The organism is Pseudoalteromonas piscicida, assembly GCF_002208135.1.
In the GTDB taxonomy this organism is placed as follows: Bacteria; Pseudomonadota; Gammaproteobacteria; order Enterobacterales; family Alteromonadaceae; genus Pseudoalteromonas; species Pseudoalteromonas piscicida_A.
On the sequence record NZ_CP021646.1, the window covers coordinates 149,294 to 172,784 of the forward strand.

Annotated in this window: 19 protein-coding genes and 1 pseudogene; 13 read left to right on the forward strand and 7 right to left on the reverse strand. The window is 44.6% G+C overall.

Going from position 1 to position 23,491, the window contains the following annotated elements:
* Window positions 1–7 precede the first annotated feature (7 nt).
* The 4 genes and pseudogenes from B1L02_RS00685 to B1L02_RS00695 all read left to right on the forward strand — a co-directional run bounded on the left by B1L02_RS00685 (window position 8) and on the right by B1L02_RS00695 (window position 3,964).
* Window positions 8–1,261 (forward strand): aspartate aminotransferase family protein, encoded by a 1,254-nt coding sequence (locus B1L02_RS00685; RefSeq protein WP_088529542.1) that lies wholly within the window; start codon window positions 8–10, stop codon window positions 1,259–1,261.
* A complete protein-coding gene (locus tag B1L02_RS00690) occupies window positions 1,261–2,484 on the forward strand; it encodes an amidohydrolase family protein (protein ID WP_250644911.1) in 1,224 nt (407 codons plus the stop codon). Before B1L02_RS00685 ends, B1L02_RS00690 begins: the two co-directional genes overlap by 1 nt.
* 29 nt (window positions 2,485–2,513) lie before the next feature.
* Window positions 2,514–2,792 (forward strand): annotated as a pseudogene (locus B1L02_RS24895) (amidohydrolase family protein); the annotation flags it as partial.
* Window positions 2,789–3,964, forward strand: a complete 1,176-nt coding sequence (locus tag B1L02_RS00695; protein WP_088529543.1) for an MFS transporter — start codon at window positions 2,789–2,791, stop codon at window positions 3,962–3,964. The pseudogene B1L02_RS24895 and the gene B1L02_RS00695, both read left to right, overlap by 4 nt.
* A 5-nt stretch (window positions 3,965–3,969) precedes the next feature.
* Here B1L02_RS00695 and B1L02_RS00700 read toward each other — a convergent pair whose 3' ends face one another.
* Complete coding sequence (locus B1L02_RS00700) at window positions 3,970–4,944, reverse strand: helix-turn-helix domain-containing protein (protein WP_017219317.1); 975 nt, start codon at window positions 4,942–4,944, stop codon at window positions 3,970–3,972.
* 133 nt (window positions 4,945–5,077) lie between these two features.
* On the opposite strand from B1L02_RS00700, the gene B1L02_RS00705 reads away from it, so the two are divergent.
* Window positions 5,078–7,222 carry a TonB-dependent receptor domain-containing protein gene (locus tag B1L02_RS00705; protein WP_088529544.1) on the forward strand — a complete coding sequence of 715 codons (2,145 nt, stop codon included), beginning with the start codon at window positions 5,078–5,080 and terminating at the stop codon, window positions 7,220–7,222.
* 102 nt (window positions 7,223–7,324) lie between these two features.
* Here B1L02_RS00705 and B1L02_RS00710 read toward each other — a convergent pair whose 3' ends face one another.
* Window positions 7,325–8,545, reverse strand: a complete 1,221-nt coding sequence (locus tag B1L02_RS00710; RefSeq protein ID WP_088529545.1) for an isochorismate synthase — start codon at window positions 8,543–8,545, stop codon at window positions 7,325–7,327.
* A 201-nt stretch (window positions 8,546–8,746) separates the two neighbouring features.
* Here B1L02_RS00710 and B1L02_RS00715 point away from each other — a divergent pair, with 201 nt between their 5' ends.
* The 7 genes from B1L02_RS00715 to B1L02_RS00745 all read left to right on the forward strand — a co-directional run bounded on the left by B1L02_RS00715 (window position 8,747) and on the right by B1L02_RS00745 (window position 18,892).
* Window positions 8,747–9,427: a DNA-3-methyladenine glycosylase I gene (locus B1L02_RS00715; protein ID WP_017219320.1), complete on the forward strand. Its 681-nt coding sequence runs from the start codon at window positions 8,747–8,749 to the stop codon at window positions 9,425–9,427.
* 29 nt (window positions 9,428–9,456) lie between these two features.
* A complete protein-coding gene (locus B1L02_RS00720; protein ID WP_088529546.1) occupies window positions 9,457–10,878 on the forward strand; it encodes a protein adenylyltransferase SelO in 1,422 nt (473 codons plus the stop codon).
* Entirely contained in the window at window positions 10,879–12,657 is a 1,779-nt protein-coding gene (locus B1L02_RS00725) for an ABC transporter ATP-binding protein (protein WP_088529547.1), read from the forward strand.
* Window positions 12,658–12,808: 151 nt separating this feature from the next.
* Window positions 12,809–13,858: an OmpA family protein gene (locus B1L02_RS00730; RefSeq protein ID WP_088529548.1), complete on the forward strand. Its 1,050-nt coding sequence runs from the start codon at window positions 12,809–12,811 to the stop codon at window positions 13,856–13,858.
* A 310-nt stretch (window positions 13,859–14,168) separates the two neighbouring features.
* Window positions 14,169–16,766: a bifunctional aconitate hydratase 2/2-methylisocitrate dehydratase gene (gene acnB / locus B1L02_RS00735; protein WP_088529549.1), complete on the forward strand. Its 2,598-nt coding sequence runs from the start codon at window positions 14,169–14,171 to the stop codon at window positions 16,764–16,766.
* 245 nt (window positions 16,767–17,011) lie between these two features.
* Window positions 17,012–17,644, forward strand: coding sequence for a 2OG-Fe dioxygenase family protein (locus B1L02_RS00740; RefSeq protein WP_088529550.1), 633 nt, complete (start codon window positions 17,012–17,014; stop codon window positions 17,642–17,644).
* Between the two features lie 9 nt (window positions 17,645–17,653).
* On the forward strand, window positions 17,654–18,892 hold the full coding sequence (locus B1L02_RS00745) for a cysteine desulfurase-like protein (RefSeq protein WP_088529551.1): 1,239 nt from the start codon (window positions 17,654–17,656) through the stop codon (window positions 18,890–18,892).
* A 30-nt stretch (window positions 18,893–18,922) separates the two neighbouring features.
* On the opposite strand, the gene B1L02_RS00750 is transcribed toward B1L02_RS00745, so the two are convergent.
* The 4 genes from B1L02_RS00750 to glnL all read right to left on the reverse strand — a co-directional run bounded on the left by B1L02_RS00750 (window position 18,923) and on the right by glnL (window position 22,350).
* Complete coding sequence (locus tag B1L02_RS00750) at window positions 18,923–19,384, reverse strand: cyclic nucleotide-binding domain-containing protein (protein ID WP_010374445.1); 462 nt, start codon at window positions 19,382–19,384, stop codon at window positions 18,923–18,925.
* Between the two features lie 160 nt (window positions 19,385–19,544).
* Window positions 19,545–19,721: a hypothetical protein gene (locus B1L02_RS23645; protein WP_157757218.1), complete on the reverse strand. Its 177-nt coding sequence runs from the start codon at window positions 19,719–19,721 to the stop codon at window positions 19,545–19,547.
* A gap of 152 nt (window positions 19,722–19,873) precedes the next feature.
* On the reverse strand, window positions 19,874–21,271 hold the full coding sequence (ntrC, locus tag B1L02_RS00755) for a nitrogen regulation protein NR(I) (RefSeq protein WP_088529552.1): 1,398 nt from the start codon (window positions 21,269–21,271) through the stop codon (window positions 19,874–19,876).
* A complete protein-coding gene (gene glnL, locus B1L02_RS00760) occupies window positions 21,268–22,350 on the reverse strand; it encodes a nitrogen regulation protein NR(II) (RefSeq protein ID WP_088529553.1) in 1,083 nt (360 codons plus the stop codon). The genes ntrC and glnL overlap by 4 nt, the downstream gene beginning before the upstream one ends.
* A 257-nt stretch (window positions 22,351–22,607) precedes the next feature.
* Between glnL and B1L02_RS24185 the strand changes: the two genes are divergently transcribed.
* Complete coding sequence (locus B1L02_RS24185) at window positions 22,608–22,790, forward strand: hypothetical protein (RefSeq protein ID WP_223191977.1); 183 nt, start codon at window positions 22,608–22,610, stop codon at window positions 22,788–22,790.
* Between the two features lie 107 nt (window positions 22,791–22,897).
* Here B1L02_RS24185 and B1L02_RS00770 read toward each other — a convergent pair whose 3' ends face one another.
* Window positions 22,898–23,404, reverse strand: coding sequence for a DUF4124 domain-containing protein (locus B1L02_RS00770; protein WP_088529554.1), 507 nt, complete (start codon window positions 23,402–23,404; stop codon window positions 22,898–22,900).
* Window positions 23,405–23,491: the final 87 nt, after the last annotated feature.

Below are 23,491 nucleotides of genomic sequence, written 5' to 3' on the forward strand. Positions count from 1 at the left end.
GGAATATATGAATAATCAAACACTTTCTTTGACGCAATCTCAGCAACTTCAAACCGAAGGTGAACAAGTGATCGCGGGTTTTACCCAATCAATGATGAAAAAGCCAGAGCAGTTTGCACCAGGGGCTTTCCCGGTTTATCTGAGCAAGGGAGAGGGAGCCATTGTCACCGATGTTGATGGTAATCAATATGTCGACTTTATTTGTGGTTTAGCGGCCAATACTTTAGGTCACAATCACCCTGTTGTTGTCAATACAATTACAGAGCACTTGCACAACGGCATTATTCATTCGTTGCCTACACCTATCGAAGTGCAGACGGCGAAAACCTTAATTGAAGTGATCCCAAATGCCGAACAAGTTCGCTTTTTTAAAACGGGTGCAGATGCTAACTCTGCAGCGGTAAGACTCGCCCGTCACGTGACAGGTCGGGATGAAATTATGACGGTAGGTTATAACGGTTGGCATGATCAGTACATGTTTGACACTCCAGGAGTACCAGCTGTTATTGCAGGGTTAACTCATCGCATGCCATTGTTTTCGCCTGCAGATGAACCAAAAATCATTGAAAAGATCATTGCAAGAAAAGATGAGCTAGCGGTGGTGCTGTTATCGGTTCCGTATAATCGTGTATTAGAAAAACCATTCCTACAACAGCTGCGAGAGATCTGTAGTGAGCATGGTGTGATCTTGGTGTTTGATGAAGTGGTAACGGGCTTTAGATTAGCACCCGGCGGTGCGCAAGAATACTTCGATATTCAGGCTGATTTAGTGACCTTGTCTAAGGGTATTGCGGCGGGGATGCCTTTATCTGCTGTGGCAGGCAAGCGTGAGTTGATGTCGCGGATTAATGAGCTGCAAGTATCGACTACTTTTGGTGGCGAAATGCTCTCGCTAGCAGTGTGTGATGCTGTATTGAAGGAATATCAACGCACTGAATTCACTCAGCATATAGCAAGACTTGGCGCAATTTTAAAAGCAGAGGTTAATCAGGTTTCACTGCAGTTAGGTGTGCCACTCAAAGTAGTTGGTTATGACCCAATTCCGATGTTCTTATTTGCCAAAGATCCGCAAGAGCACGTAAAGTTTGCAGTACCTTTCCTAGCTGAAATGGCAAAACGTGGTGTGCTTATGCGCCGTGAAGTGAATTTTATTTGTGGCGCACATACTGAAGCGCATATCAACGAAACAATAGCCGCAGTTAGGGCATCACTAATAGCGATGAAAGAAGCAGGCCTTTTTGATTCTCAGGATGCCAGCTAATGGTTTGTTCTTGCTTGTCGACACAGCGCTTTGCAGCACTTGCTGGCGCTTCAGGAAGTGCTGCATTTGGTAGTGCTCAGGTTGGTGAACTTGAAAGCTTAAAAGCGGTTTGTAACAAGCCGCAGAACAATGCACTGCGCACGCTAATTGATAATGTTTTTATCTACACTGCAGACACAAGAGATACTGTTTACCCAAAAGGTTGGTTACTTGTTCACGGCAAACATATTGAAGCGCTGGGTGAGGATGGAGAACAACCTCGTAACTTCGATCAACGGATTGATGGTCAAGGTAAGTTAATGCTGCCAGGTCTTATTAATCCTCATTGGCATGAAAGTTTTGTCGCGCCAAATGCTGAGTCACCTGATGACACCCACTTAGAGGCCACTGCGTATTCAAATGGTGGTAATATTCAAGCACTAGGTTCCATGTTTGGCTTTATCTCCACCGTGGGAGATAAGTTGACGCTAGAGGAAGGTTTAGCCATCGCCCGTTGGAGTATGTGGACGCAACTGCGTTCGGGTACAACTGCGCTGGGGGATGTTGGTTCGGCAAATAAAGCTGACGCAATGGCGCTTGCTGCGATTGATTTAGGTATGCGGTTAAGGGTGAGTCGTTGGGGGTCGGATATAATGCTGGAAGCGCATAAGTCGACACCCACTATCATTGCTGATACCGAGCTACAAACAGCGGATTGGCTATCACTTATCGAAACTTGGGATAATCATAGCTCAGGACTTGTGGGTGCGATGCCTTCCGTGATGGGGGCTTTTGGTAGTTCTGACAAACAGCTAGAAGCACTGGCTAGTATCGCCCAGCAATACCAAGTACCCTATGCCACACACCTAGCGCCGCTAAAAAATGAACGTGCTGAAGTTGAACGCGTATTTGGTCGCTCGCCTATCGCGCGCTTTGATGCCATGGGATTACTTACTGACAAGCTATTAGCTGTGCACACAGCTTATGCAAGCGAGGATGAGTATCAACGCCTTATTGAAACGGGTGTTAATATCTGCCATTCACCAGCGCACTACGGCATGCTTGGTGAGGCAACAATCAGTGAAACTGGGCAGATAGGGCGTTTTTTAAAAGATGGTGTATGGGTTTCTAGCAGTACCGATGGTGATATCTCGTTTATCGGTGGTATGTGTGAAGCCATGCGGGGGCACACCTTGGTCACAACGAAGCACAAAATTGTAATACCGCCTGCCCACCTACCTTAGCCTTAAAAACAGCGTCTTTATATGCAGCAAAAGCGTTGGGGTGGGAGCAACAAATTGGCTCAATTGAAGTGGGTAAGCAGGCAGATTTAGTGCTAGTGAACAATGATGACTATCGCTACAAGCTTTCTGGTCATCCACTGAGAACTTTTATTGTTACAGGGTCAAGTCTTGATGTAGATTCTGTAATGGTGGCTGGTGATTTAGTGGTGAAAGCAGGGCGTAGTACTCGGTTTGATGAGCACGAGCTTTTTGAGGATTATCTTAAAGCGGTGGCGAGTGCTCGCAAACGTATTGGAGGTCCAGCATGAATCAAACGCGATTAGCGACTTGGTTTTTGCTATTAGCAAGTACCATGACGGTGCTTGCTAGTGCGACTCTAGCGCCAGCATTACCAGCGATGACAGTGGCTTTCTCAGGTATTGAACATGCTGCATTTTGGACCAAAATGACCTTAGCATTACCTGGTCTCGTGATAGCACTTTGTGCGCCAATAGCAGGAAGTTTAGTCGACAAATGGAATAGTCAAAAATTACTAGTGAACGCACTAATATTGTTCGTACTTAGTGGTGGACTAGGCTATTACTGGCAGGATTCGTTGTGGCTGATCCTTGGTAGCCGAGCGATGATGGGAGTCGCTGTTGCTTTTATTATGGTGAGTGGCACAACGATCGCAGGACGTTACTTCGAAGGGCCCAAATTTTCTCAGTTTATGGGATTGCAAGCTGCCTTTGGTGGCTTTGGTGGCGTACTATTCTTGGCGCTTGCAGGCTTTTTAGCAGAGCAGCATTGGACTTGGGTTTTTGCTATTTACTCACTCGCACTTTTGGTACTACCAGGGGTATGGCTTTGGGTAAAGATGCCGCCAGTTAGCCTGCCACCACAAACTCAATCACTACCAAGTAGTTGGATGAACCGAACTTTTTTGCTGTGCTGTACACTAGCACTGGTAGAAATTATAGTACTGTATGGATTAACGATTCATTTGCCTTTTTATTTGTCTGCTCAGCAAGCATCAGCCAGCACTATAGGCTTAGTAATAGCGGGCTTTTTATTCGCGATGTCATGCGTCTCTATGGGTTATGGTCGGGTTAGACAGTACTTGAATATTAAGCAAGCACATTTAGTTGGCTGGCTTATTGTTGCAACTGGATTTTCGTTACTTGGTTTTGTAAATACTTTTAGTAGCATCGTTTGCGCTAGCTTTGTAATCGGCGCGGGTCTTGGCCTTATTCGACCAAACCTAGTAGTTTGGCTATTCGAATTTGTTCCGCCACCGATGCGGGGAAAAGCGATGGGGATTATGACAACCTGTTACTTTACCGGGCAATTTATTAGCCCTGTGTTGTTTGAACCGATGATAGCCAGCCTAGGGTTTCAGTTATTCTTCATTTATCTAGCAATGACTATCGCTTCAGTTGCAGTCTTGGTGGCAGGGATTTATCTATTAAATCAAAAAACATGGTTAAAGCAACTCGACTAATTACTTTAACCTGAAGTTGCTCCCAGAGTGTCGCTGCGATGCGCTTTTACAAACTGCATCGGAGTGACACCGAATTGCTTTTTGAATGCAGCAATAAAGTTGGCAACATGGTCATAATGTGCCAAATATGCCGCTTCTCCAATCGACAAGCCTTCAACTAACAACGCATGTCGTGCCTTATTGAGCTTGCTTTGTTTAACGTACTGTTTTGGTGTTGTGTTAAAGCTGCGTTTAAAGAAACGCTGTAAGCTGCTTAAGCTCATAGCAAGCTCTAATGCGACCTGCTCAACACTTTTTCCTTCCGACAATAAATCGATGATCTTATTTTTTTTGACCTCTATATCTGAGTGAAAGGGCTGTTTATACATCACGTGGCTCTGGTTACTACTGTCTATCAAGTGGGGAAGAAAGCAGCTCAACCATTGCATCACAACACCTTCACACTCCAAACGTTCAGCTAAGCTTGGTTGTTTTGGGGTTTGAAGCAGTTGTTGTGACAGCGAAATTGCTTTTGCTTGTAGCGGTAACTCAATCACTTTCGTGGTGGTAAATAGAGATTGATATTGCTGTGACAGTCTCGCAACGAGCCAGCGAGGACTGACGCTCAGTGTGACCTTTTCTACTTCTTGGTGTTTTTGCAGATAGCGAGTAAAAGGCTCGGGTTGAGTGATGAGGTTGACAAATGCCTGAGGTGCGTTTTCAGCGCTGAAACGGTAATATTTATTCGCAACTCTAAATTCCACAACGCCTTTAAGCAATACAGTAATGTTCACACTTGGTTGCAATTCTGCACAGCTGCTAGTTTGCTGCTGCTCGATACATTGACAGGTATGAAGTTGAAGGTCATCGCTCAATGGCAAAAAAGAGAGTCGACCAATCGCAATAAGTTGCTCAATATCAAAGCCGTTGATACGGCAGTTTAATCCGCTCGCCAATAACAACTTGTTGTTGAGCTCCGCGTTGGAAATATTCCCTTCCATAGTAAGTGCCACAATTTTCTAAAACGCATAATAGATTGACGATTTTGCATAACTAATATTCAAAATGCAACAAAAGTAAAAGTGTACAATATTGCGAGTGATTCGTATTAACATCAAAATTTAAAGGATATTTATGTTGGTTTCTCGCTCTAAGCAGTTAGGCTTTCGCCCTTCAACCCTCGCTTTAGCACTCGCGGGGGTACTATCAGCACCAGCTTTGGCTGACTCAGGTGATGCAGGTAAAATAGAAAGAATAGAAGTTTGGTCGACTGCGGTAAAAACTTCTGCATTGTATTTAAAAGAACAAGAAATTGCGGATAAACAAGCAGACCATATTTCTGATTTACTTCGCTCTATTCCTGGCATTGATGTCGGTGGTGCACACTCGCTGAACCAGCGAATCACTATCCGTAGTATGGATGACAAAGATCTTAAAATTTCAATAGATGGTGCAGCACAAAATACTTACATGTACCACCACATGGGTAACCTTCAAATTCATGCTGATATTCTAAAGTCAGTAGATATTGAAACGGGCACTAACTCAGTAATTAACGGCGGTCTTGGTGGCTCAGTGCGGTTCGAAACAAAAGAAGCACGTGAATTGCTTTCTGGTGACGATCGCTTTGCCGTTCGTGTTTCAGCAGGGGCTGCAGACAATGCCGGGCATAATTACTCGGTAACGGGTTTTGGTTTGTTGACCAATGATGTCGACTTTCTTGCATATTACAACCATGTTGAGCGTGATAATTACGAAGTGGGTGGTGGCAAGATCTTAGACCAAAACGATGAAGTCGTTGCTGGTACTGATGGTGAGGTAAAAGGTCTTGAAGGTGAAGTTTCTGATGCGCTAATTAAATTTGGTTGGAATATTAATAACAACCAACGTCTTGCACTGAGTTTCGAGACTTATAAAGATGAAGGTGACTACAGTTATCGCCCTGATATGGGCTTAGCGACAGATGTTGCTATTACTAATAGCTTGCAGATCCCTTTGTTATGGCCGACAGAGTTTACAAGAGACACAATTACGCTGAGCTATGATCTTAACTGGGGCGAAAACTCTTCATTAAAGGCGAGCTTATATTCCAATACCAGTGAACTTTATCGCGACGAATCAGGTTGGTCTATGTCTCCTTCTCCTAGGTTCCAAGCGTACGCTGGAGAAGTGACGGGTGAAGCTGAAAATACGGGGCTAAATTTGCTTGGTGAAACACTGGTAACAGGGCTTTTTGCCGAAGAAGAGCATACCTTCACTTATGGTGCAGATTATGTGAAGCACGATACTCAGTACGATCTAGCTATTGCATCAGGTGGTTCAAAGCACTCTGAAGAAAGTGCGAAAAGTCTAGCCTTTTTCATTCAGGACAAAATTGATTTTGGTAATGGTTTGGCGGTTATTCCTGGTGTTAGGCACGATAGCTACGATATAGATTCAGGCACAGTGAACAATGATTATTCGGAATTTTCTTTATCATTGGCTGCTGAGTATCAATTTAATGAAAATCTAATGGTGAAGTTAAGTTCGACTGAGCTATTTAAAGGCCCAGAGATAAGTGAGGTATTTGTTGGTGCTGGTTTAGGTGATAACCGCAATCAAGACATTGAAGCGGAAACGGGCGTTAATACCGAGTTTTCGATTGCCTATGATGGTGAAGTTGGGACCAACAAGACACTCCGTTTAGGCGCAACGATATTCAGAACGCAAATTGACGACTATATTTTTGATAATGCAGCATTACCTGGCGGCGCACCCCGTGAAACGTGGAAAGACAACGTCGGTGATATGACTGTAGATGGGTTTGAAGCTTATGCTGGTTTTGCGCTTGATGCGTTTTCTTTCCAGTTAACTTACTCTAACTCTGAGAGTGAACTTGATGCATTTACACAGTATGCCTCGTTAGATGATGCGCGTTTAGAGCGAGAGCAGGGTGATACTATTTCAGCTGACTTTACTTACCAAATTACGGCGTATAACTTGACGCTGAATTGGGATTTTATGGTTGTTGATGATGTGGCACAAGGTACCGATCTCTATGGCGCAGACTTAGACAACAGTAAAGATGGCTTCACCGTGCATAATATCAGCGCACACTGGCAGCCTGAATCAGTACCTAGTTTGCATGTTCGTCTAGGTGTAGATAATTTGTTTGATGAGTTTTACTCTTCACAATCTTCTAAAAACGGGGTTTCTTTTCACCCAGTATTTGGTGAATTATTCCTAATGGACTATGAACCAGGAAGAAACATTAAAGCAAGTGTATCTTACCAGTTTTAACTGGGTTAGCACCTGCTGTTATAAACGTGTAATACCGCAGGTAAGTTAATTCCGAAAATTAATATGCCCAGTAAAATGCTGGGCATTTTTATCGTTTTGTAGTTAAGCAGTTGCGCGCATCTTGATTTGGCTAAGTTGATGGTAAGTCTGATTGGATTCAAGCGCATTTAGCATGGTTGAAAGTTTTGCTTCAGTTTCTAGCCATTCAGCAGTCGGATCAGAAGCTGCGACAATACCAGCTCCCGCAAATAGTCTGGCATGATTCGCACTTATCTCACCACTGCGGATAACCACCACCCATTCACCATTTCCATGTTTGTCACACCAACCAACGATCCCTGAGAAAAAGTCACGACTTTCTCCTTCTAGTGAGTGGATCCAAGGATAGGCATCGGCAGTCGGTTTACCGCATAGTGCAGGCGTAGGGTGTAGACGGTTGGCTAGTGCTAATACATGAGTGTTAGCGTCGGCGAGTTGACCTTCAACCTCTGTGGACAAGTGCCACATCGTTGCTGTGCTCAGCAATGAGGGCGAGCTGGGTATGGTAAGCTTTTGACACCAAGGTTGTAAAACCTGTGACATTTCTACCAATACAACAGCATGTTCATACCGATCTTTCTTTGATGCCATTAATGCTTGTTTGAGTTTAAACTCCGTAGCCTTATCATTTGAACGTTTAGCTGAGCCTGCAAGGGGATTACTGAGAACCGCTTGCCCATGTTTGCGTAAGAGTAATTCTGGACTCACGCCCATCAAGGTGGAATTTTGTTCCGTAGGAAAAGAGAAGTGAAAACCGCTAGGGCTTTGGGTTAATAAATTTGTCAGAATGGTTTCCGGTGAAAGTGGTGCATCAAAATAGAGGTCTACTTGTTTGCCAAGAACAATTTTTTCTAATTGTTCGTTGGCAAATAGCTTTTTGGCTTCACGTATCGCACTCTCATAGTGATGCTGTGATTGTCTATGCGAGATACGTTCAAGCGATGGCATAGTGTCCTGCTTAAGCGTACCTTTGGCGTTTAACCATTGCTTGAAAGTCTCTTTATCATATTGGTGCGCTTGCTCAGTCACAATAAATTGAGCTTGTTGAGTTTTGCAAAATGGTAGCATACCGAATGCTATCGCATCATTGCTGCTGCACTTTGCTAGCTCTCGTTTTAACTGGCTCACTAATACATCGTGATCTTTTATCTGAGTGGTGAACCTATGATGCGGCCGTTGAGTTACGAGGCACCGTGTGCCCGAAACAAAAAAAGCTTGTTGTGATAAGTCAATGGACTCAAGCGTTGTATTGGTGGATTGCAAAGCAGATATTTCACTCAACATGGTTTGTCCTCATTTCCCAGCGCTGCGGCGCAATTTTAGATACCTAGTTGACGAAGCTTGGCTGTAAATATTTAGTAAAAATGCAATAAGATGGTGCGTATTTTTAGCCTACGATTCAAAGGTAATTTGCGCTAAAAACCTCACATCCAACCCCGAGATCAGTTACTCTGTAGGGAATGCAAACCGGACGTATATACGAGCATGAAAGTATTCGAAAAAATTTATCATAGGGCTGCTGAGCGTAAAGGCTCTGAGGCGGCGTTAAAAGCGAAGCTTAGTCAACCATTGAGTACCACATCGTTATTGGCATTAAGTGATGATCAATGGCTGGAAGAATTTACGCGAAAGATATTCCAAAGCGGGTTTTATTGGGCAGTGGTTGATAATAAATGGGACGGCTTTAGAGAAGTGTTTTGGCAATTCTCAATCGAGAAGCTGTTAATGATGTCTCCTGAAATGTATGAGCAACGTAGTCAGGATGAACGGATCATTCGTAATGCTAAAAAGGTAAAAAGTATCGCTGACAATTGCCATATGATTTTTGAAGTGCAACAACAGCATGGTCGTTTTAGTGAATTCGTCGCAAACTGGCCGGAAGACAATATTGTTGGTTTGTGGCTGTACTTGAAAAAACACGGATCGAGACTTGGCGGAAATACCGGCCCTTACGCGCTTCGTGTGTTAGGTAAAGATACGTTTTTACTGAGTAAAGATGTCGAAACGGTACTACGTGCTGAGGAGATCATCGACGGTGGCTTGCAAAGTCAGAAGTCACTGCAAGCGACGCAGCAATTTTTCAATGAAATGCGTCAATATAGCGGGCTTAGCTTACAAGAGTTAAGTCAAATTGTGTCAATGAGTGTTGGTGATAATATTCGCTAGTAAAATGCGCTAAAAATGGAGATGACAGCATGGTATTTTTTCAGCCTTATCAAGGCTCTGCTCTGCTCTTTAAGGAGCAACCAGCAAGGTTTAATCAGCCCACATTACTGCTATCCAATACGCCGTTGCTAGTTAAGCTTGAGCTAGAAAAATATGACACCACAGCGCTTGCTGAGCTGTTAAGTGGTCAGCGTCCTTTAGGCAATATTGAACCGACGAGCTTAGCTTACAGTGGCCATCAGTTTGGGCAATTTAACCCGTTACTTGGTGATGGCCGAGCGCATTTAATTGGTGGGGTAAAGCTTGATGACGGACGTCAATACGATCTGCATTTAAAAGGATCTGGAGCGACGCGATTTTCTCGAGGCGGTGATGGCTTTTGTGCGCTAGGGCCTGCGGTACGTGAGTTCATCATGAGCCAAGCGATGGTTGGCTTGGGGGTTCCAACCACAGAATGCCTTGCTGTTGTAACCACTGGACAGCATGTTTATCGTCAAGGTGAAGTACCTGGCGCGGTTGTATGTCGTGTGGCAAAAAGTCATATCCGCATCGGTACCTTGCAATATCTGGCTACACAGCAAGATAAAGATGAGCTATGGAGCCTGCTCAACTTGCTGGGCGAGCAATTATTCGAGGGTTTTAAAGTTGAAACCGAACAGGATGTACTCGAATTGTTTCGTGAAGTGTGTGAACAGTTAGTTGACTTAGTCGTCGAGTGGATGCGGGTTGGCTTTATTCATGGCGTGATGAATACCGACAATATATTGCTAAGTGGTGAAACGATAGACTTTGGTCCTTGCGCAATGATGGAAAGGTTTGATTTTAACGCCGTGTTTAGCTCTATCGACCGCCAAGGCCGCTATGCGTTTGGTAATCAGCCAAACATCATGAATTGGAACTGTGCACGACTTGCCGAGGCTCTATTGGTGTTGTGCCAGGATGAGCAGTCAGGAATTGACGCATTTAGTCAAATTTTGGCGGAGTTTTCTGAGTCGTTTAATCGCAAGTACAAAGATATGTGGGCGGCTAAGCTTGGTATTGATGAGTGGAGCGACGCAGACGACATTCTTCTTGCTGATTTACTCAAGTTGATGACGGAGCATGAACTAGACTTTACCAATACCTTTGCGGCACTAACCAATGGCTTGCTTGGTCACCCAAATAAAGCCTTATCCGTGCCAACGGAGTTGGAGAGCTGGCAGCGACAATGGGCGCAAAGGCGTGCTCCCGATGACGTTGCGGCTAACTTGATGAGTCAAGCTAACCCGATACTTATCCCCCGTAATGCGTTGGTGGAAGCTGAGATTGCGCTATTTAATCAGCAAGGAATGAGTCAAACGCTAGAGGATTGGCTAATAGCGTTGATGTCGCCCTATGATTACAAAGACTACCCCGAGTCGTGGACTAGTGCGTCTACACCGGCCCACTACCAAACTTTTTGTGGAACCTAAATGGCAGAACAGCAGCTTTCTTGGCAAGAAATTAAACGCAAAGTCCTTGAGCACAAACGGCCGCTTATTAAGGCGCATATCATCGCCTTATTTGCCGCGTTGGTGAGTGTACCTATCCCTTTGATGATGCCGTTGTTGGTAGACGAAGTCTTACTAGACACACCCGGCAGAGCAGTGGCTTGGATGAACTCAGTATTACCCGAGCAATGGCATGGCCCTAGTGGCTATATCGTGGTTATTTTGTTGGCTGTAATAACCATGCGCTTGGCCAGCTTGGTGCTCGGGGTGATGCAGTCACGCCAGTTTACGATTATTGGCAAGGACATTAGTTATCAAATCCGTGAGCGCTTACTTACGCATTTACCTAAAGTTCAACTTAAGGAGTACGAAAGCCAAGGTGGCGCAGCAATTAGTTCTCGTTGTATTACTGATGTGGAAACTTTGGATAAGTTTATCAGCCAAACCTTGTCGCGCTTCTTAATCGGGTTACTCACAATCATTGGCACTGCGGCGATTTTGCTTTGGATTGATTGGATGTTGGGGCTGGTGATCCTGTTGCTCAATCCGGCGGTCATCTATTTTTCTCGGCAGTTTGGCAAACATGTTAAAGAGCTGAAAAAGGAAGAGAATGCTGCATTTGAAGCACTGCAAACTTCACTCGTCGAGACGTTAGATGCTATTTCTCAGCTAAAAGCCGTTCGTCGAGAGGGTAACTACTTTGAACAAGTTAAAGTCGCAGCCAAAGACCTTAAACATTACGCAGTGCAGTCACAATGGAAAACGGATGCCGTTAACCGCTTAAGCTTTACCGTGTTTTTGGTGGGGTTCGAGTTTTTCCGTGCCGTTGCTATGTTTATGGTGGTGTTTTCTGATTTAACGGTCGGCCAGATATTTGCGGTATTTGGTTACCTTTGGTTTATGATGGGGCCTGTGCAGGAAATTCTTGGTATTCAATATGCGTACTATGGTGCCTCGGCAGCGCTTAGCAGGTTAAATCAGGTTTTTAATTTTGCGACAGAAGCACAATATCCCGCTACGAAAACCGTCTTTGATTCATCTCAGGTTGATATCAAATTTGCCAATATAGACTTCGCTTACGTTGCAGAGCAACCCGTGCTCAAACAGGTGTCTTTGCATATTCCAGCAGGGAAGAAAGTAGCGTTAGTAGCGGTGTCTGGAGGTGGAAAATCTACTTTGGTGCAATTGCTTTTGGGGTTGTATGAAAAACAAAGTGGCGAGATTCATATAAATGACACCCCAGTAGAGCAAATTGGTTACGAAGCAGTGCGAGATAATATAGTGACCGTACTGCAGCAGCCGATACTCTTTAATACCAGCATCCGTGAAAATCTAGCAATGGGAAGAGAGGTATCAGACCAAATACTTTGGCAGGCACTCCGAGTTGCAGAGCTAGCCGATACCGTACTTGCTCTGGCTGACAAGTTAGATGCGCAAGTTGGTCGCAACGGGATTAAATTGTCCGGAGGACAGAAGCAAAGGTTAGCCATTGCAAGGATGGTCGTTGCTGACCCTAAAGTGGTGGTGCTGGATGAAGCAACCTCGGCACTTGATATTGAGACTGAGGCAAAAATTCATCGCAACTTGCAAGCGTTTTTGGCTGACAGAACGACTTTGATTATTGCACATCGACTGAGCGCAATAAAACAAGCCGACTTAATTTATGTTTTAGATGATGGTGAAGTGTCCCAGTATGGAGAACATAAGGATTTGTTAAAGGAACAGGGTCTGTACCAAATCCTATTTGGTCATCAAAATTAATTCATAAATAGCAAAAATTCCTTATGTAACGTTAAGTAAACATTAATAGACGAGCTAATATTATCTATGCAACGTAATCGGTAGACGCATTTTCTGATAGACTATCCGAGTCAATACTCAATGCGTTAACTAACAGAGATGGGAAGGAATGATGAAAATTAAAACTTTGAGCTTACTAGTTGCGATGGCAGTGACAGCCAATGCAAATGCAAATACTACTGAGCCTACAGAAGGTGTATATCTTGGTGTATTTGGTGACTACTATGATGCGGATTGGCAGAATCACCGTGATATGGCTGGTCTAGATGTAGAAGAGTCTACAGGTTGGGGTGCTGAAATCGGCTACCGCTTTGACAAATTCTGGAGTGGTCGTATCGAGTATGCAGATATGGATTTTGACCTTGGTGGTATTAGCAATGGTTCACTAGACGCGGAGCGTTACGGTATCGATGGTTTGTACCATTTTGATGGTGGTCCATTCTATGGTCTAGTGGGTATCAAGAAGATGAACCTAGATGTAATTTCAGATAACACCTTTGCTAACGTAGGTGCTGGTGTTCGTCATTACTTCACCGATCACTTGTTCGTGAATGCGGAAGCGGCAGTTTACCAAGGCCTAGAAGCTGGCTTTACTGATGTTGGTGGTAAAATCGGTATCAACTATTCGTTCGGTAGCGTTGGTAAATCGGAAGAGGTTGTGCCAGCCCCAGCTCCCGTAGTTGCAGAAGCACCGCAAGACAGTGATAAAGACGGTGTTGTCGATAGCGAAGATAAATGTGCAAACACACCAATAACGGATGCAGTTGACGCGTCTGGTTGTACTTTGTACGAAACTAAAGAAGACAAAGTAAGTCTACTAGTTCGTTTCCCGCACGATGATGCAACTTTCTCACAGCAATATGTTGATGATATCAACGCGGTTGCTAAGTTCTTGAAAGAGCATAAAAATGCAGACGTGGTGATTGAAGGTCACGCGTCAGCTGTAGGTGATGCTGATTACAACCAAAAGCTCTCTGAGCGCCGTGCGAAGAGCGTTGCTGAGAAGCTCGTTGATATGGGTATTGATTCAATGCGTATTACCACGGTTGGTTACGGTGAAGAGCGTTTGAAAAACCCAGCAAACACGCTTGAAGCTCACGCGGAAAACCGTCGCGTAGAAGCGCACGTTTCTTCTAAAGAGAAAGTAAAAGTTAAGCGTTAATTTTCACTTAACTTATGCAAAAAGGCTCCTCCTGGAGCCTTTTTTGATCCAATCCATAGCACCTTTTCGCAAAATTTAAATGATTCTCGTTTGACTAATATTCATCAAAATATACTTGTTTCGGTATGCTTATTCATTGTATTTATAGTGACTATAAGGCGAGGTATCGCATGCAAGATTTTCATCTATACTCAAAGACCTTATAATTGTTCATTATATTTTATGGTCAAGGGAATGGTTCAGCCGATTGCATCAATAATCGCAGCCAGATCATTTACTTGTCTGTCCACGTCACCAAGAGGGCAATATTGTGCTTCAAGAATATCGTAAACACGTAGAAGAGCGTGCCGCGCAAGGTATCGTGCCTAAGCCGTTAGACGCGCAGCAAACTGCTGACCTTATCGAATTATTAAAAACTCCACCTGCAGGTGAAGAAGAGTTCATCGTTGATCTATTTATCAACCGTGTACCGCCAGGTGTAGATGATGCCGCTTACGTAAAAGCTGGCTTTTTGGCAGCTGTAGCGAAAGGCGAAGCTGAATCACCACTCATTTCAAAAGAGTATGCAGCTGAACTACTTGGCACTATGCTTGGTGGTTACAACATCGCGCCTATGATCGACCTACTAGACGACGCAGCACTTGCACCTATCGTTGCTAAGGGTTTATCTCATACACTACTGATGTTTGACGCATTCTACGATGTAGAAGAAAAAGCAAAAGCAGGCAATGAGTTTGCTAAGCAAGTGATTGAGTCATGGGCGAATGCAGAATGGTTTCTTGAGAAGCCAGCTGTTGCAGACAAGATTTCAGTGACTGTATTCAAAGTAACGGGTGAGACAAATACAGATGACTTGTCTCCAGCACCAGATGCTTGGTCTCGTCCAGATATCCCATTACACGCACTGGCTATGCTTAAAAACGAGCGTGACGGTATCAACCCTGATAAGCCAGGCGAAGTAGGTCCAATTGCACAGCTTGAAGAGCTGAACAGCAAAGGTCTGCCACTTGCCTACGTAGGTGATGTTGTTGGCACGGGCTCATCTCGTAAGTCTGCAACTAACTCTGTTCTTTGGTTCATGGGTGATGACATTCCATTCGTACCAAATAAGCGCGTTGGCGGTGTATGTCTAGGTGGTAAAATTGCGCCTATCTTCTTCAATACCATGGAAGATTCTGGTGCACTACCGATTGAGCTTCCAGTTGACGAACTAAACATGGGCGACCAAATCGACATCTTCCCATACGAAGGTGTGGTTAAGCGTCACGGTACTGACGAAGTTATCTCAACGTTCTCACTGAAATCAGACGTAATTCTTGATGAAGTGCGTGCAGGCGGCCGTATTCCACTGATCATCGGTCGTGGTCTAACTGATAAAGCTCGTGCTTCACTAGGCCTAGAAGCGGAAGAAATCTTCCGTAAGCCTAAGTTAGTGGCTGATTCTGGTAAAGGCTTTACGCTTGCACAGAAGATGGTTGGTAAAGCATGTAACATGGCAGGTGTACGCCCAGGCCAATACTGTGAGCCAACAATGACAACGGTAGGTTCTCAGGATACGACAGGTCCAATGACGCGTGATGAGCTTAAAGACCTTGCTTGTCTTGGCTTCTCTGCAGATCTTACCATGCAGTCATTCTGTCATACTTCAGCTTATCCTAAGCCAATCGACGTAAATACACACCACACACTTCCTGATTTCATCATGAACCGTGGCGGTGTATCACTACGTCCTGGTGACGGTGTTATCCACTCGTGGCTAAACCGTATGCTACTTCCTGATACGGTAGGTACAGGTGGTGACTCGCATACTCGTTTCCCGCTAGGTATTTCATTCCCAGCAGGTTCAGGTGCAGTAGCATTCGCAGCCGCAACAGGTGTAATGCCGTTGGATATGCCTGAGTCAATCCTTGTTCGTTTTAAAGGCGAAATGCAACCGGGTATCACATTACGTGACCTAGTACATGCTATCCCTTACTATGCAATCCAGCAAGGTCTATTGACAGTTGAGAAAAAAGGTAAGATCAACGAATTCTCCGGTCGTATCCTTGAAATCGAAGGTGTTGAGCACCTAACGGTTGAGCAAGCGTTCGAACTATCTGACGCATCTGCAGAGCGTAGCGCAGCAGGTTGTACTGTTAAGCTTTCACAAGCGTCTATCGAAGAGTACCTAAACTCTAACATCGTTATGCTTAAGTGGATGATCTCTGAAGGCTATGGTGATGTACGTACCATTGAGCGTCGTATCACTAAGATGGAAGAGTGGCTAGCGAATCCTGAGCTAATGACTGCTGACGCGGATGCAGAATACGCGCACACCATTGAGATTGATCTTGCTGATATCAAAGAGCCAATCCTTTGTGCACCGAATGACCCTGATGACGCTCGTCTACTTTCAGCGGTAACTGGTGAGAAGATCGACGAAGTATTCATCGGTTCTTGTATGACTAACATCGGTCACTTCCGTGCAGCTGGTAAACTACTGGATAATTTCGGTGGTCGTCTTCCAACGCAACTATGGGTTGCTCCACCAACGAAGATGGACCGCGATCAGTTAACTGACGAAGGTTACTACGGTATTTACGGTCGTGTAGGTGCACGTATCGAAACTCCTGGATGTTCACTATGTATGGGTAACCAGGCACGTGTTGCTGATAAAGCAACGGTTGTTTCTACCTCGACTCGTAACTTCCCTAACCGTTTAGGTACAGGTGCAAACGTATTCCTTGCATCAGCAGAGCTTGCAGCGGTAGCTGCTATTCTTGGTAAACTACCAACGCCTGCTGAATATCAAGAGTATGCAGAGAAGATCAATGCAACGGCTGCGGATACGTACCGTTACTTGAACTTCCACAAGATGCCTCAGTACACTAAAAAGGCAGACTCAGTGATCATTCAACAAGCGGTTTAATTACTCGCTGTAGAAAACATTGAAAGAAAAAAGCCAGTGCATGCTGGCTTTTTTTATGCACATAAAACTCTCAAGTTAAATGGTGTTATCAAGCATTATTTTAAATCTAGATAAGTAATCTATTAAAGTGGTTATAAGTGGGTTTTTATTGCGTTTTGGTTATTAAAATCCCGTTTTTTTAAACAGTAATTTTCTCTGGTTTTATTAGAATTGTCGGCAAATTCTCATCAATGGGCGAGAGGATCATGACAACAGTAAACAACCAGAATTTATTACAACTACGCTTTTTACCGCAGTCACATATCGACGCAGTTAAGCCTTTCTTCAATCAACTACCAGATAACCCTTATGCCGATGGTGCATTCAGAAAGCGCCGTTATTCTGTGGTTAAATTCACTGATGGTGAAGTGACATTGCAGCCGACTAAGGCTTTCGTTCAAGACGATTCAATTAATACTTTCCAAGGTAATATTGAGCGTGTTTACGAAAACCTTGAGCTGGACATGTTAAACACCGATGGCTTTAAGCATATGCTTGCTGAATTTAAAGCCATGACTGGAATTGCAGACGATACCAGCATAGAAGTGCACCAGTTTCGCATGTTAGCGATTGAAAGCGATACCCCTCCTGCGCCGGAAGGTGTGCACCAAGATGGTTTTGATCATGTGTGTGTCTGCGGTGTTTCTCACGAAAATATCGCCGGTGGTGAGCTATTGGTTTATGAGCACAAAGAAGCTGAACCTTGCTTCAAAATGGAAATCAAAGATGGTTTATTTGCGCTCGTGAATGACCGTGAAGTGTGGCATAACGCAACACCGATGAACAAGCTAGATGTCGATCAAGTCGGTTACCTAGACTGCTTCGTATTTACAGCCTAAGAGGGTAGTATGGATTTAAATCAAGTGCGTCGTCAGTTCCCTGCGCTTATGCAAAGTATCGGTGGAACCGCTCCCATTTTCCTTGATGGTCCGGGTGGCTCTCAAGTCCCTCAATCCGTGTTGAGCGCGATGTCTGCTTACCTTGGTTATTTTAACTCTAACTTAGGTGGTGCATTTTTCTCAAGCGATAAAACCGTTAGTTTGATGAGTGAAGCGCGCCAAGCGGTTGCGGATTTACTCAATGCGCCAAGTGCAGAGCAAATTGTATTTGGTGCCAACATGACCAGCTTAACTTTTAGCTTTAGCCGTGCGCTATCTCGCCAATGGCAATCGGGCGATGAAGTCATTGTCACCAATGCCGATCACTATTCAAACGTTTCTTCATGGCGTCAAGCCGCCGAAGATAAAGGTGCGACGGTGCATGCTGTGCGTATTAATGAAGCCGATTGCACACTTGATCTTGCACATTTTGAATCGCTACTAAACGCCAATACTAAGTTGGTTGCGGTGACGTATGCATCTAATACAACGGGCTCAATCAACGATATTAAGCGCATTATAGAGCTTGCGCACCAAGTTGGTGCATTGGTATATGTTGATGCTGTGCATTATGCACCTCATGAGCTAATCGATGTACAAGGTTTGGATTGCGACTTCCTTGCGTGCTCTGCTTATAAGTTCTTTGGTCCGCACGTGGGCATCGTGTATGGTAAGCGTGAGCATTTAGAAGGTTTTACTCCGTACAAGGTGGAGCCGGCAAAAGACATTATTCCAGGCCGTTGGGAAACTGGTACGCAGAGTTTTGAAGGGCTTGCGGGTGTTGTTGCTGCGATTGACTACATTGCCTCGCTCAGTGACATGAGTGCGGATAGCCCGCGTCGAGAAAAGCTTGTTACGGCGTTTGCAAAAACCAAGGCGCATGAGATGCAACTCAGTCAGTACTTTTTGACGCGGCTGAGAGAGTTCAAGAAAATCAACCTATTTGGTATTGATTCACTGGATAGATTAGCCGAACGTACACCGACATTTGCGTTAACTTTTGAAGGTTTTGAGCCACGCCAAGTTTCCGAGTTCCTCGGTAAAAAGCACATGTGCGTATGGGATGGCAACTTCTACGCTAAAGGCTTATGTGAGCAGCTGGGCGTGATGGATAAAGGTGGCGTGGTGCGTATTGGTTGCATGCACTACAACACCATAGAAGAACTAGATAGCTTGTTTGATGCATTCAGTGAGTTGTTAGCACAATAAAAAATGGGAGCTTCGGCTCCCATTTCTATTTTACGTCTCTTGCCCTTCAATAAATGCATTGAGCTTAGCGATACGATGACTCATACCTTCAATGAGCTTGTCTTTGATTTTTTCCCGGATCACATTGGGCAAGCGTGTTAGTGCATCTGGGGTTATTGCCAATATAATGCTGTCTTTTAACGCTTGTGCGCTGGTGCTGCGTTCTCGGTTAGTGATAAATGCACCTTCACCTAAAAATTCACCAGGACCAACCTTGCCTAAATCATGGGCCGCATCTTGTTTAAAAATCAAAAACTCACCGCTTAATACAATATACAGGCGATTGTCTTTTTCAAAGCGTTTGAAGGCATGACGCTCTTGTTGCACCAGATATAAGTGGCCAAAAGACTCGAGTAACACCTGACGCTCGGCAAGCGTAAACTCTTTAAAAAACGCTAAGCGATTGATGATCTCTAGTTGTTTGAACAGTGGGACATTTTCAAGCAGTTTCACAGGCTTACATAAGTTAGTACATTGTCTTTATTAAATAGTGGCGACTTTTTTTGATTAGAGCAATGATTTTTTATTGTCGCTTACACCAATCTACTTGATCATGTCGCCAACTATTTATGTGGATTGGTATATAACGATAAGCGACATGAGTTAGATCATTCTAGCAAGCAGGGTCGTACGGCGAAGTAGGGCATGTCATCCCCTGATAGCTGATACAGCCTTTATTGTGTGGTGAGGTAACATCATAACCACCAGCTGCTTGCGGTGTAAGCTCATTTGCTAGCTTCTTGCTGTTAGATAGATGTTTTAGTGGTTTTTTATTCAATGTAATTTTCATAGCGATTCCTTTACAAAATGTAAGTTATGCCGAGTCACAAGATACGGCATAGTCCAAGCTACTGGTTGTTTGTATGATTTTCAATCAGATATTATTCATTTTGGGAACTGGAGTAGTGGGAAAAAGCTGAGTCATAATACTCAGCTTGTCGTCTAATCTTGAATATTTCTCTCTTTTAGCTTTCTGGTCAACGTATTGCGCCCCCAACCTATCTTTAATGCCGCATCTTGCTTATGACCATGGCAGGCATTGAGTGCGGATTTGATCAGCCGTGTTTCTAATTGTGCCTGTACATCTGGCCAAATATGGTCTTTTCCTGTACGTAACTCTGAGTCTAACCAAGTTTGGAATGCGTCCAGCCAATTACCATGTTCTAAGGCGTCAATCTGTTGTGGTTTTTCTAGCTCTTCGGGCAGATCCGCTGGGGTAACAAGTTCGCCCGGCGCCATTACCGTTAACCAGCGGCAGGTGTTTTCCAGCTGTCTAACGTTGCCTGGCCAATGATAGGCTTGCATTTTTTGCAGGGCATGTTTGGAGATGATTTTTGGCTCGGCTTTTAGCTCTTTGGCGCTTTTTGCAAGAAAGTGATCGCACAGGGCGGCGATATCTTCAGGGCGTTCACGTAAGGCTGGTAGTTTTAACCTGACGACATTTAGGCGGTGAAACAAGTCTTCACGGAATTTACCTTGCTTGACCAGTGTCTCTAAGTCTTGATGGGTAGCCGCGACGATACGGACATCGACCTTCACGCTGTTGTGACCACCAACCCGATAAAACTCACCATCGGCGAGTACGCGCAATAGCCGAGTTTGTACGTCCAGTGGCATATCACCGATTTCATCTAAAAATAAGGTGCCACCGTCTGCTTGCTCAAAGCGGCCACGGCGCATGCTGTCAGCGCCAGTAAAAGCGCCTTTTTCATGGCCGAACAATTCAGACTCGACGAGATCTTTGGGGATGGCAGCCATATTGAGCGCGATAAAAGAAGCGTCTTTTCGCGGGCTGTGATTGTGCAGCGCGCCTGCCACAAGCTCTTTACCCGTGCCTGATTCGCCGTTAATCAATACACTCATGCTTGAAGCGGAAAGTTTACCGATGGCGCGGAACACTTCCTGCATCGCTGGGGCTTCACCAATAATGTCGGGGCTATTGGCTTTTTCACTGTGGCGCTTTTGCTTTTTAGTTTGCTGGCCTGCGCGAAATGCACGTTGCACAAGGGAAACGGCCTCGTTTAAGTCGAAAGGTTTGGCGAGGTATTCAAATGCTCCTTTCTTAAATGCGTTGACCGCAGAGTCCAAGTCCGAGTGCGCGGTCATAATGATCACCGGCAAGTTTGGGTAGAGTCCTGCAATTTTATCTAACAAGGCCATGCCATCGATACCTGGCATACGTACATCTGAGATCAGCACTGCGGGTTGCTCATATTCAAGCGCGGTCAATACATCTTGACCGCTGGCGAAGCTCTCGGTTTCAAACTCAGCTCGCTTTAACGCCTTTTCTAAAACAAATCGGATTGAAGCATCATCATCGACTAACCAAACTGATTTCATTGCACGTTTCCTGTTTCGGTGTTGTCAAAGGGAAGGTAGATACTGAACTCAGTGTGTCCTGGCCAACTATCGCATTCGATAAACCCTTGGTGTTGCTCTACCAAAGTTTGTGCGATAGAGAGTCCAAGTCCAGATCCTCCTTCTTTATTCGTGATCATCGGAAAGAACAATGTCTCTTTTACCTCATCGGCGATCCCCGGACCGTTGTCGCTGATACGGATGAGTAATGCTTTTTTCAATAGCCGCTCACCATGATGAAGACGGTGTTTAATGCGCGTTGTTATGGTGATCGTACCGTCATGCTGTAGCGCTTGTTGAGCATTGCGCAGCATATTCAGCAGAACTTGCTGAATTTTGGCTTGATCTATCACAATGGCCGGAATACTGGGATCATAATCTTTTACCAAGGTGATATCGGCATCGCGCTCCAAGGTGGTTAATTTAATCACCGATTCTAACGCCTGATGGATATTACACGGCTCTTTTTGTGGTAGCTGATTGGGTCCAAGTAATCTATCCACCAACTCGCGCAATCTATCTGCTTGCTCAATAATAAGCGTGGCACATTCTTCCCGTTCTTGTTGATCCGTTTCGTACTGCAATAATTGCGCCGCACCGCGGATCCCACCTAGTGGATTTTTTATTTCATGGGCGAGGCCGCGAATGAGGTTTCGAGCGGCTTGAAATTGGTGCATTTGATTGGATGCTTGGTCATAACGCAGGGCATCATCAACACGGCGACATTCAACTAAAATAAAGGCCTTGTCTGCAAGATAAATCCGTCTTGCATGCAGGCTTAGCGTAGCGACACGATTATCTACGAATACCACGTCTACTCTGTGCTGCTGGCAATCCACACCATCTTGTAGGACGTATTTAGAGAGCCGAGGCAAGTCGATATGATGATGATTAAACACACTATCAACCGCCAGTCCGACAAGACGTTTAGTGCTGAGTCCTAGTAGTTCACTACTGCTGTAATTGGCATAGTGGATCATTAAATTTTGATCGAGCACTAAAATCGCAGTTGAAAGAGATTGCCAAACTTTATCCAAGTCAATCGAGTTATATTGATCCATTTATGTTCACCGTGCACCAATGTGGTGCAATGAGAATAGCATAGCTTTGCATCCATTGAAGTAAATTATTACCGAAGCTCAGAAACTAGGGGTTTTCGAACTCGTATCCTAAACTTGTTATTAATAAAGTATGCCAACTTTAAGGTGCCGAGATTATTAGTGCTTTGTTTCAAAAAATACATCTAGTTTGTGTTTACGCGGGGAGCCTTATTGTTGCGTTCTGTATTAGCGGTTGTGACTTTCAAAGCGCTAAGTATGTGACCGAACAGGCTGACTGCTTTCCTCGTCAAACCACTAATTTACAGCGGGCTACGAATAGTGACAAAGCCACCCTTAAAGGTGTGATGCGGGTCGTCCAACCTAACTGGCGAGATAAATATCTATTTCAAGCAAAAGCAAGCGCCTATTATCAAGCTCAATTAGGTCAGCAAGGCGTATAGATTGAGCACAATGACATGTCGAGTTCGGCCTTTTCAGTGCCAGAAGGAATAAGCCTAGAATGTTTACAGCTAGTGGTCAAAAGTCAGTACCGTTAGGGAATATGGCATTAATTATTCACGGTATTGCGGTGCAAAAAGAACTTATGAGCATCGCTTTGGGCGACTAACGTGCCTTTTTGATTAAACACTTTCATAACCAAAGAGTGTTCGCCACGATCAATACCACGCAAAGCAAACTGGGTATTAGTTTGTTTTGGGCCTGTCGCGACACCGTCGAGGAAGAGTTGAACACTGAGCCCTTGAGTAAATCTTGGTTCTATCGTACCTGTAACGTATACGCTGCCGCTATTATCGCGGATTGTCTGCTCATGCTCAGGAGAAGTGATTTTGGCTGTATATTGGATAGTGGGTGTCGTGTCTGTTTGATCGAGAATGTTAGTATCAACACTTGGCATAGTTAAAGCGTTGGCGTTGAGTTTGACTTCTTTTGAACCTGGTTGTGGGACGTCCGAATAAACCCAATGGCCGTTTTTGTCTTTCCAGCGATAGATTTTTGGATTGGACTCTGCTGTAGCATCAATGCTTGTTAGGGCCAGCGTCATGCTAACCGACATTATAAGAAACCACTGACGCACCACAACTCTCCACAGTAAACGACTGTTCATACTTTAGTATAGTGTCGTGGGAATTGCGAGTTACAA

Coding starts and splice junctions, on each gene's coding strand:
- B1L02_RS00715 (WP_017219320.1), top strand. CDS start 8,747: ATGAAAGTATTCGAAAAAATTTATCATAGGGCTGCTGAGCGTAAAGGC.
- B1L02_RS00695 (WP_088529543.1), top strand. CDS start 2,789: ATGAATCAAACGCGATTAGCGACTTGGTTTTTGCTATTAGCAAGTACC.
- B1L02_RS00725 (WP_088529547.1), top strand. CDS start 10,879: ATGGCAGAACAGCAGCTTTCTTGGCAAGAAATTAAACGCAAAGTCCTT.
- ntrC (WP_088529552.1), bottom strand. CDS start 21,271: ATGAAATCAGTTTGGTTAGTCGATGATGATGCTTCAATCCGATTTGTT.
- B1L02_RS23645 (WP_157757218.1), bottom strand. CDS start 19,721: ATGAAAATTACATTGAATAAAAAACCACTAAAACATCTATCTAACAGC.
- B1L02_RS00770 (WP_088529554.1), bottom strand. CDS start 23,404: ATGTCGGTTAGCATGACGCTGGCCCTAACAAGCATTGATGCTACAGCA.
- B1L02_RS00705 (WP_088529544.1), top strand. CDS start 5,078: ATGTTGGTTTCTCGCTCTAAGCAGTTAGGCTTTCGCCCTTCAACCCTC.
- B1L02_RS00745 (WP_088529551.1), top strand. CDS start 17,654: ATGGATTTAAATCAAGTGCGTCGTCAGTTCCCTGCGCTTATGCAAAGT.
- B1L02_RS00710 (WP_088529545.1), bottom strand. CDS start 8,545: ATGTTGAGTGAAATATCTGCTTTGCAATCCACCAATACAACGCTTGAG.
- glnL (WP_088529553.1), bottom strand. CDS start 22,350: ATGGATCAATATAACTCGATTGACTTGGATAAAGTTTGGCAATCTCTT.
- B1L02_RS00720 (WP_088529546.1), top strand. CDS start 9,457: ATGGTATTTTTTCAGCCTTATCAAGGCTCTGCTCTGCTCTTTAAGGAG.
- B1L02_RS00740 (WP_088529550.1), top strand. CDS start 17,012: ATGACAACAGTAAACAACCAGAATTTATTACAACTACGCTTTTTACCG.
- B1L02_RS00690 (WP_250644911.1), top strand. CDS start 1,261: ATGGTTTGTTCTTGCTTGTCGACACAGCGCTTTGCAGCACTTGCTGGC.
- B1L02_RS00685 (WP_088529542.1), top strand. CDS start 8: ATGAATAATCAAACACTTTCTTTGACGCAATCTCAGCAACTTCAAACC.
- B1L02_RS00700 (WP_017219317.1), bottom strand. CDS start 4,944: ATGGAAGGGAATATTTCCAACGCGGAGCTCAACAACAAGTTGTTATTG.
- B1L02_RS00730 (WP_088529548.1), top strand. CDS start 12,809: ATGAAAATTAAAACTTTGAGCTTACTAGTTGCGATGGCAGTGACAGCC.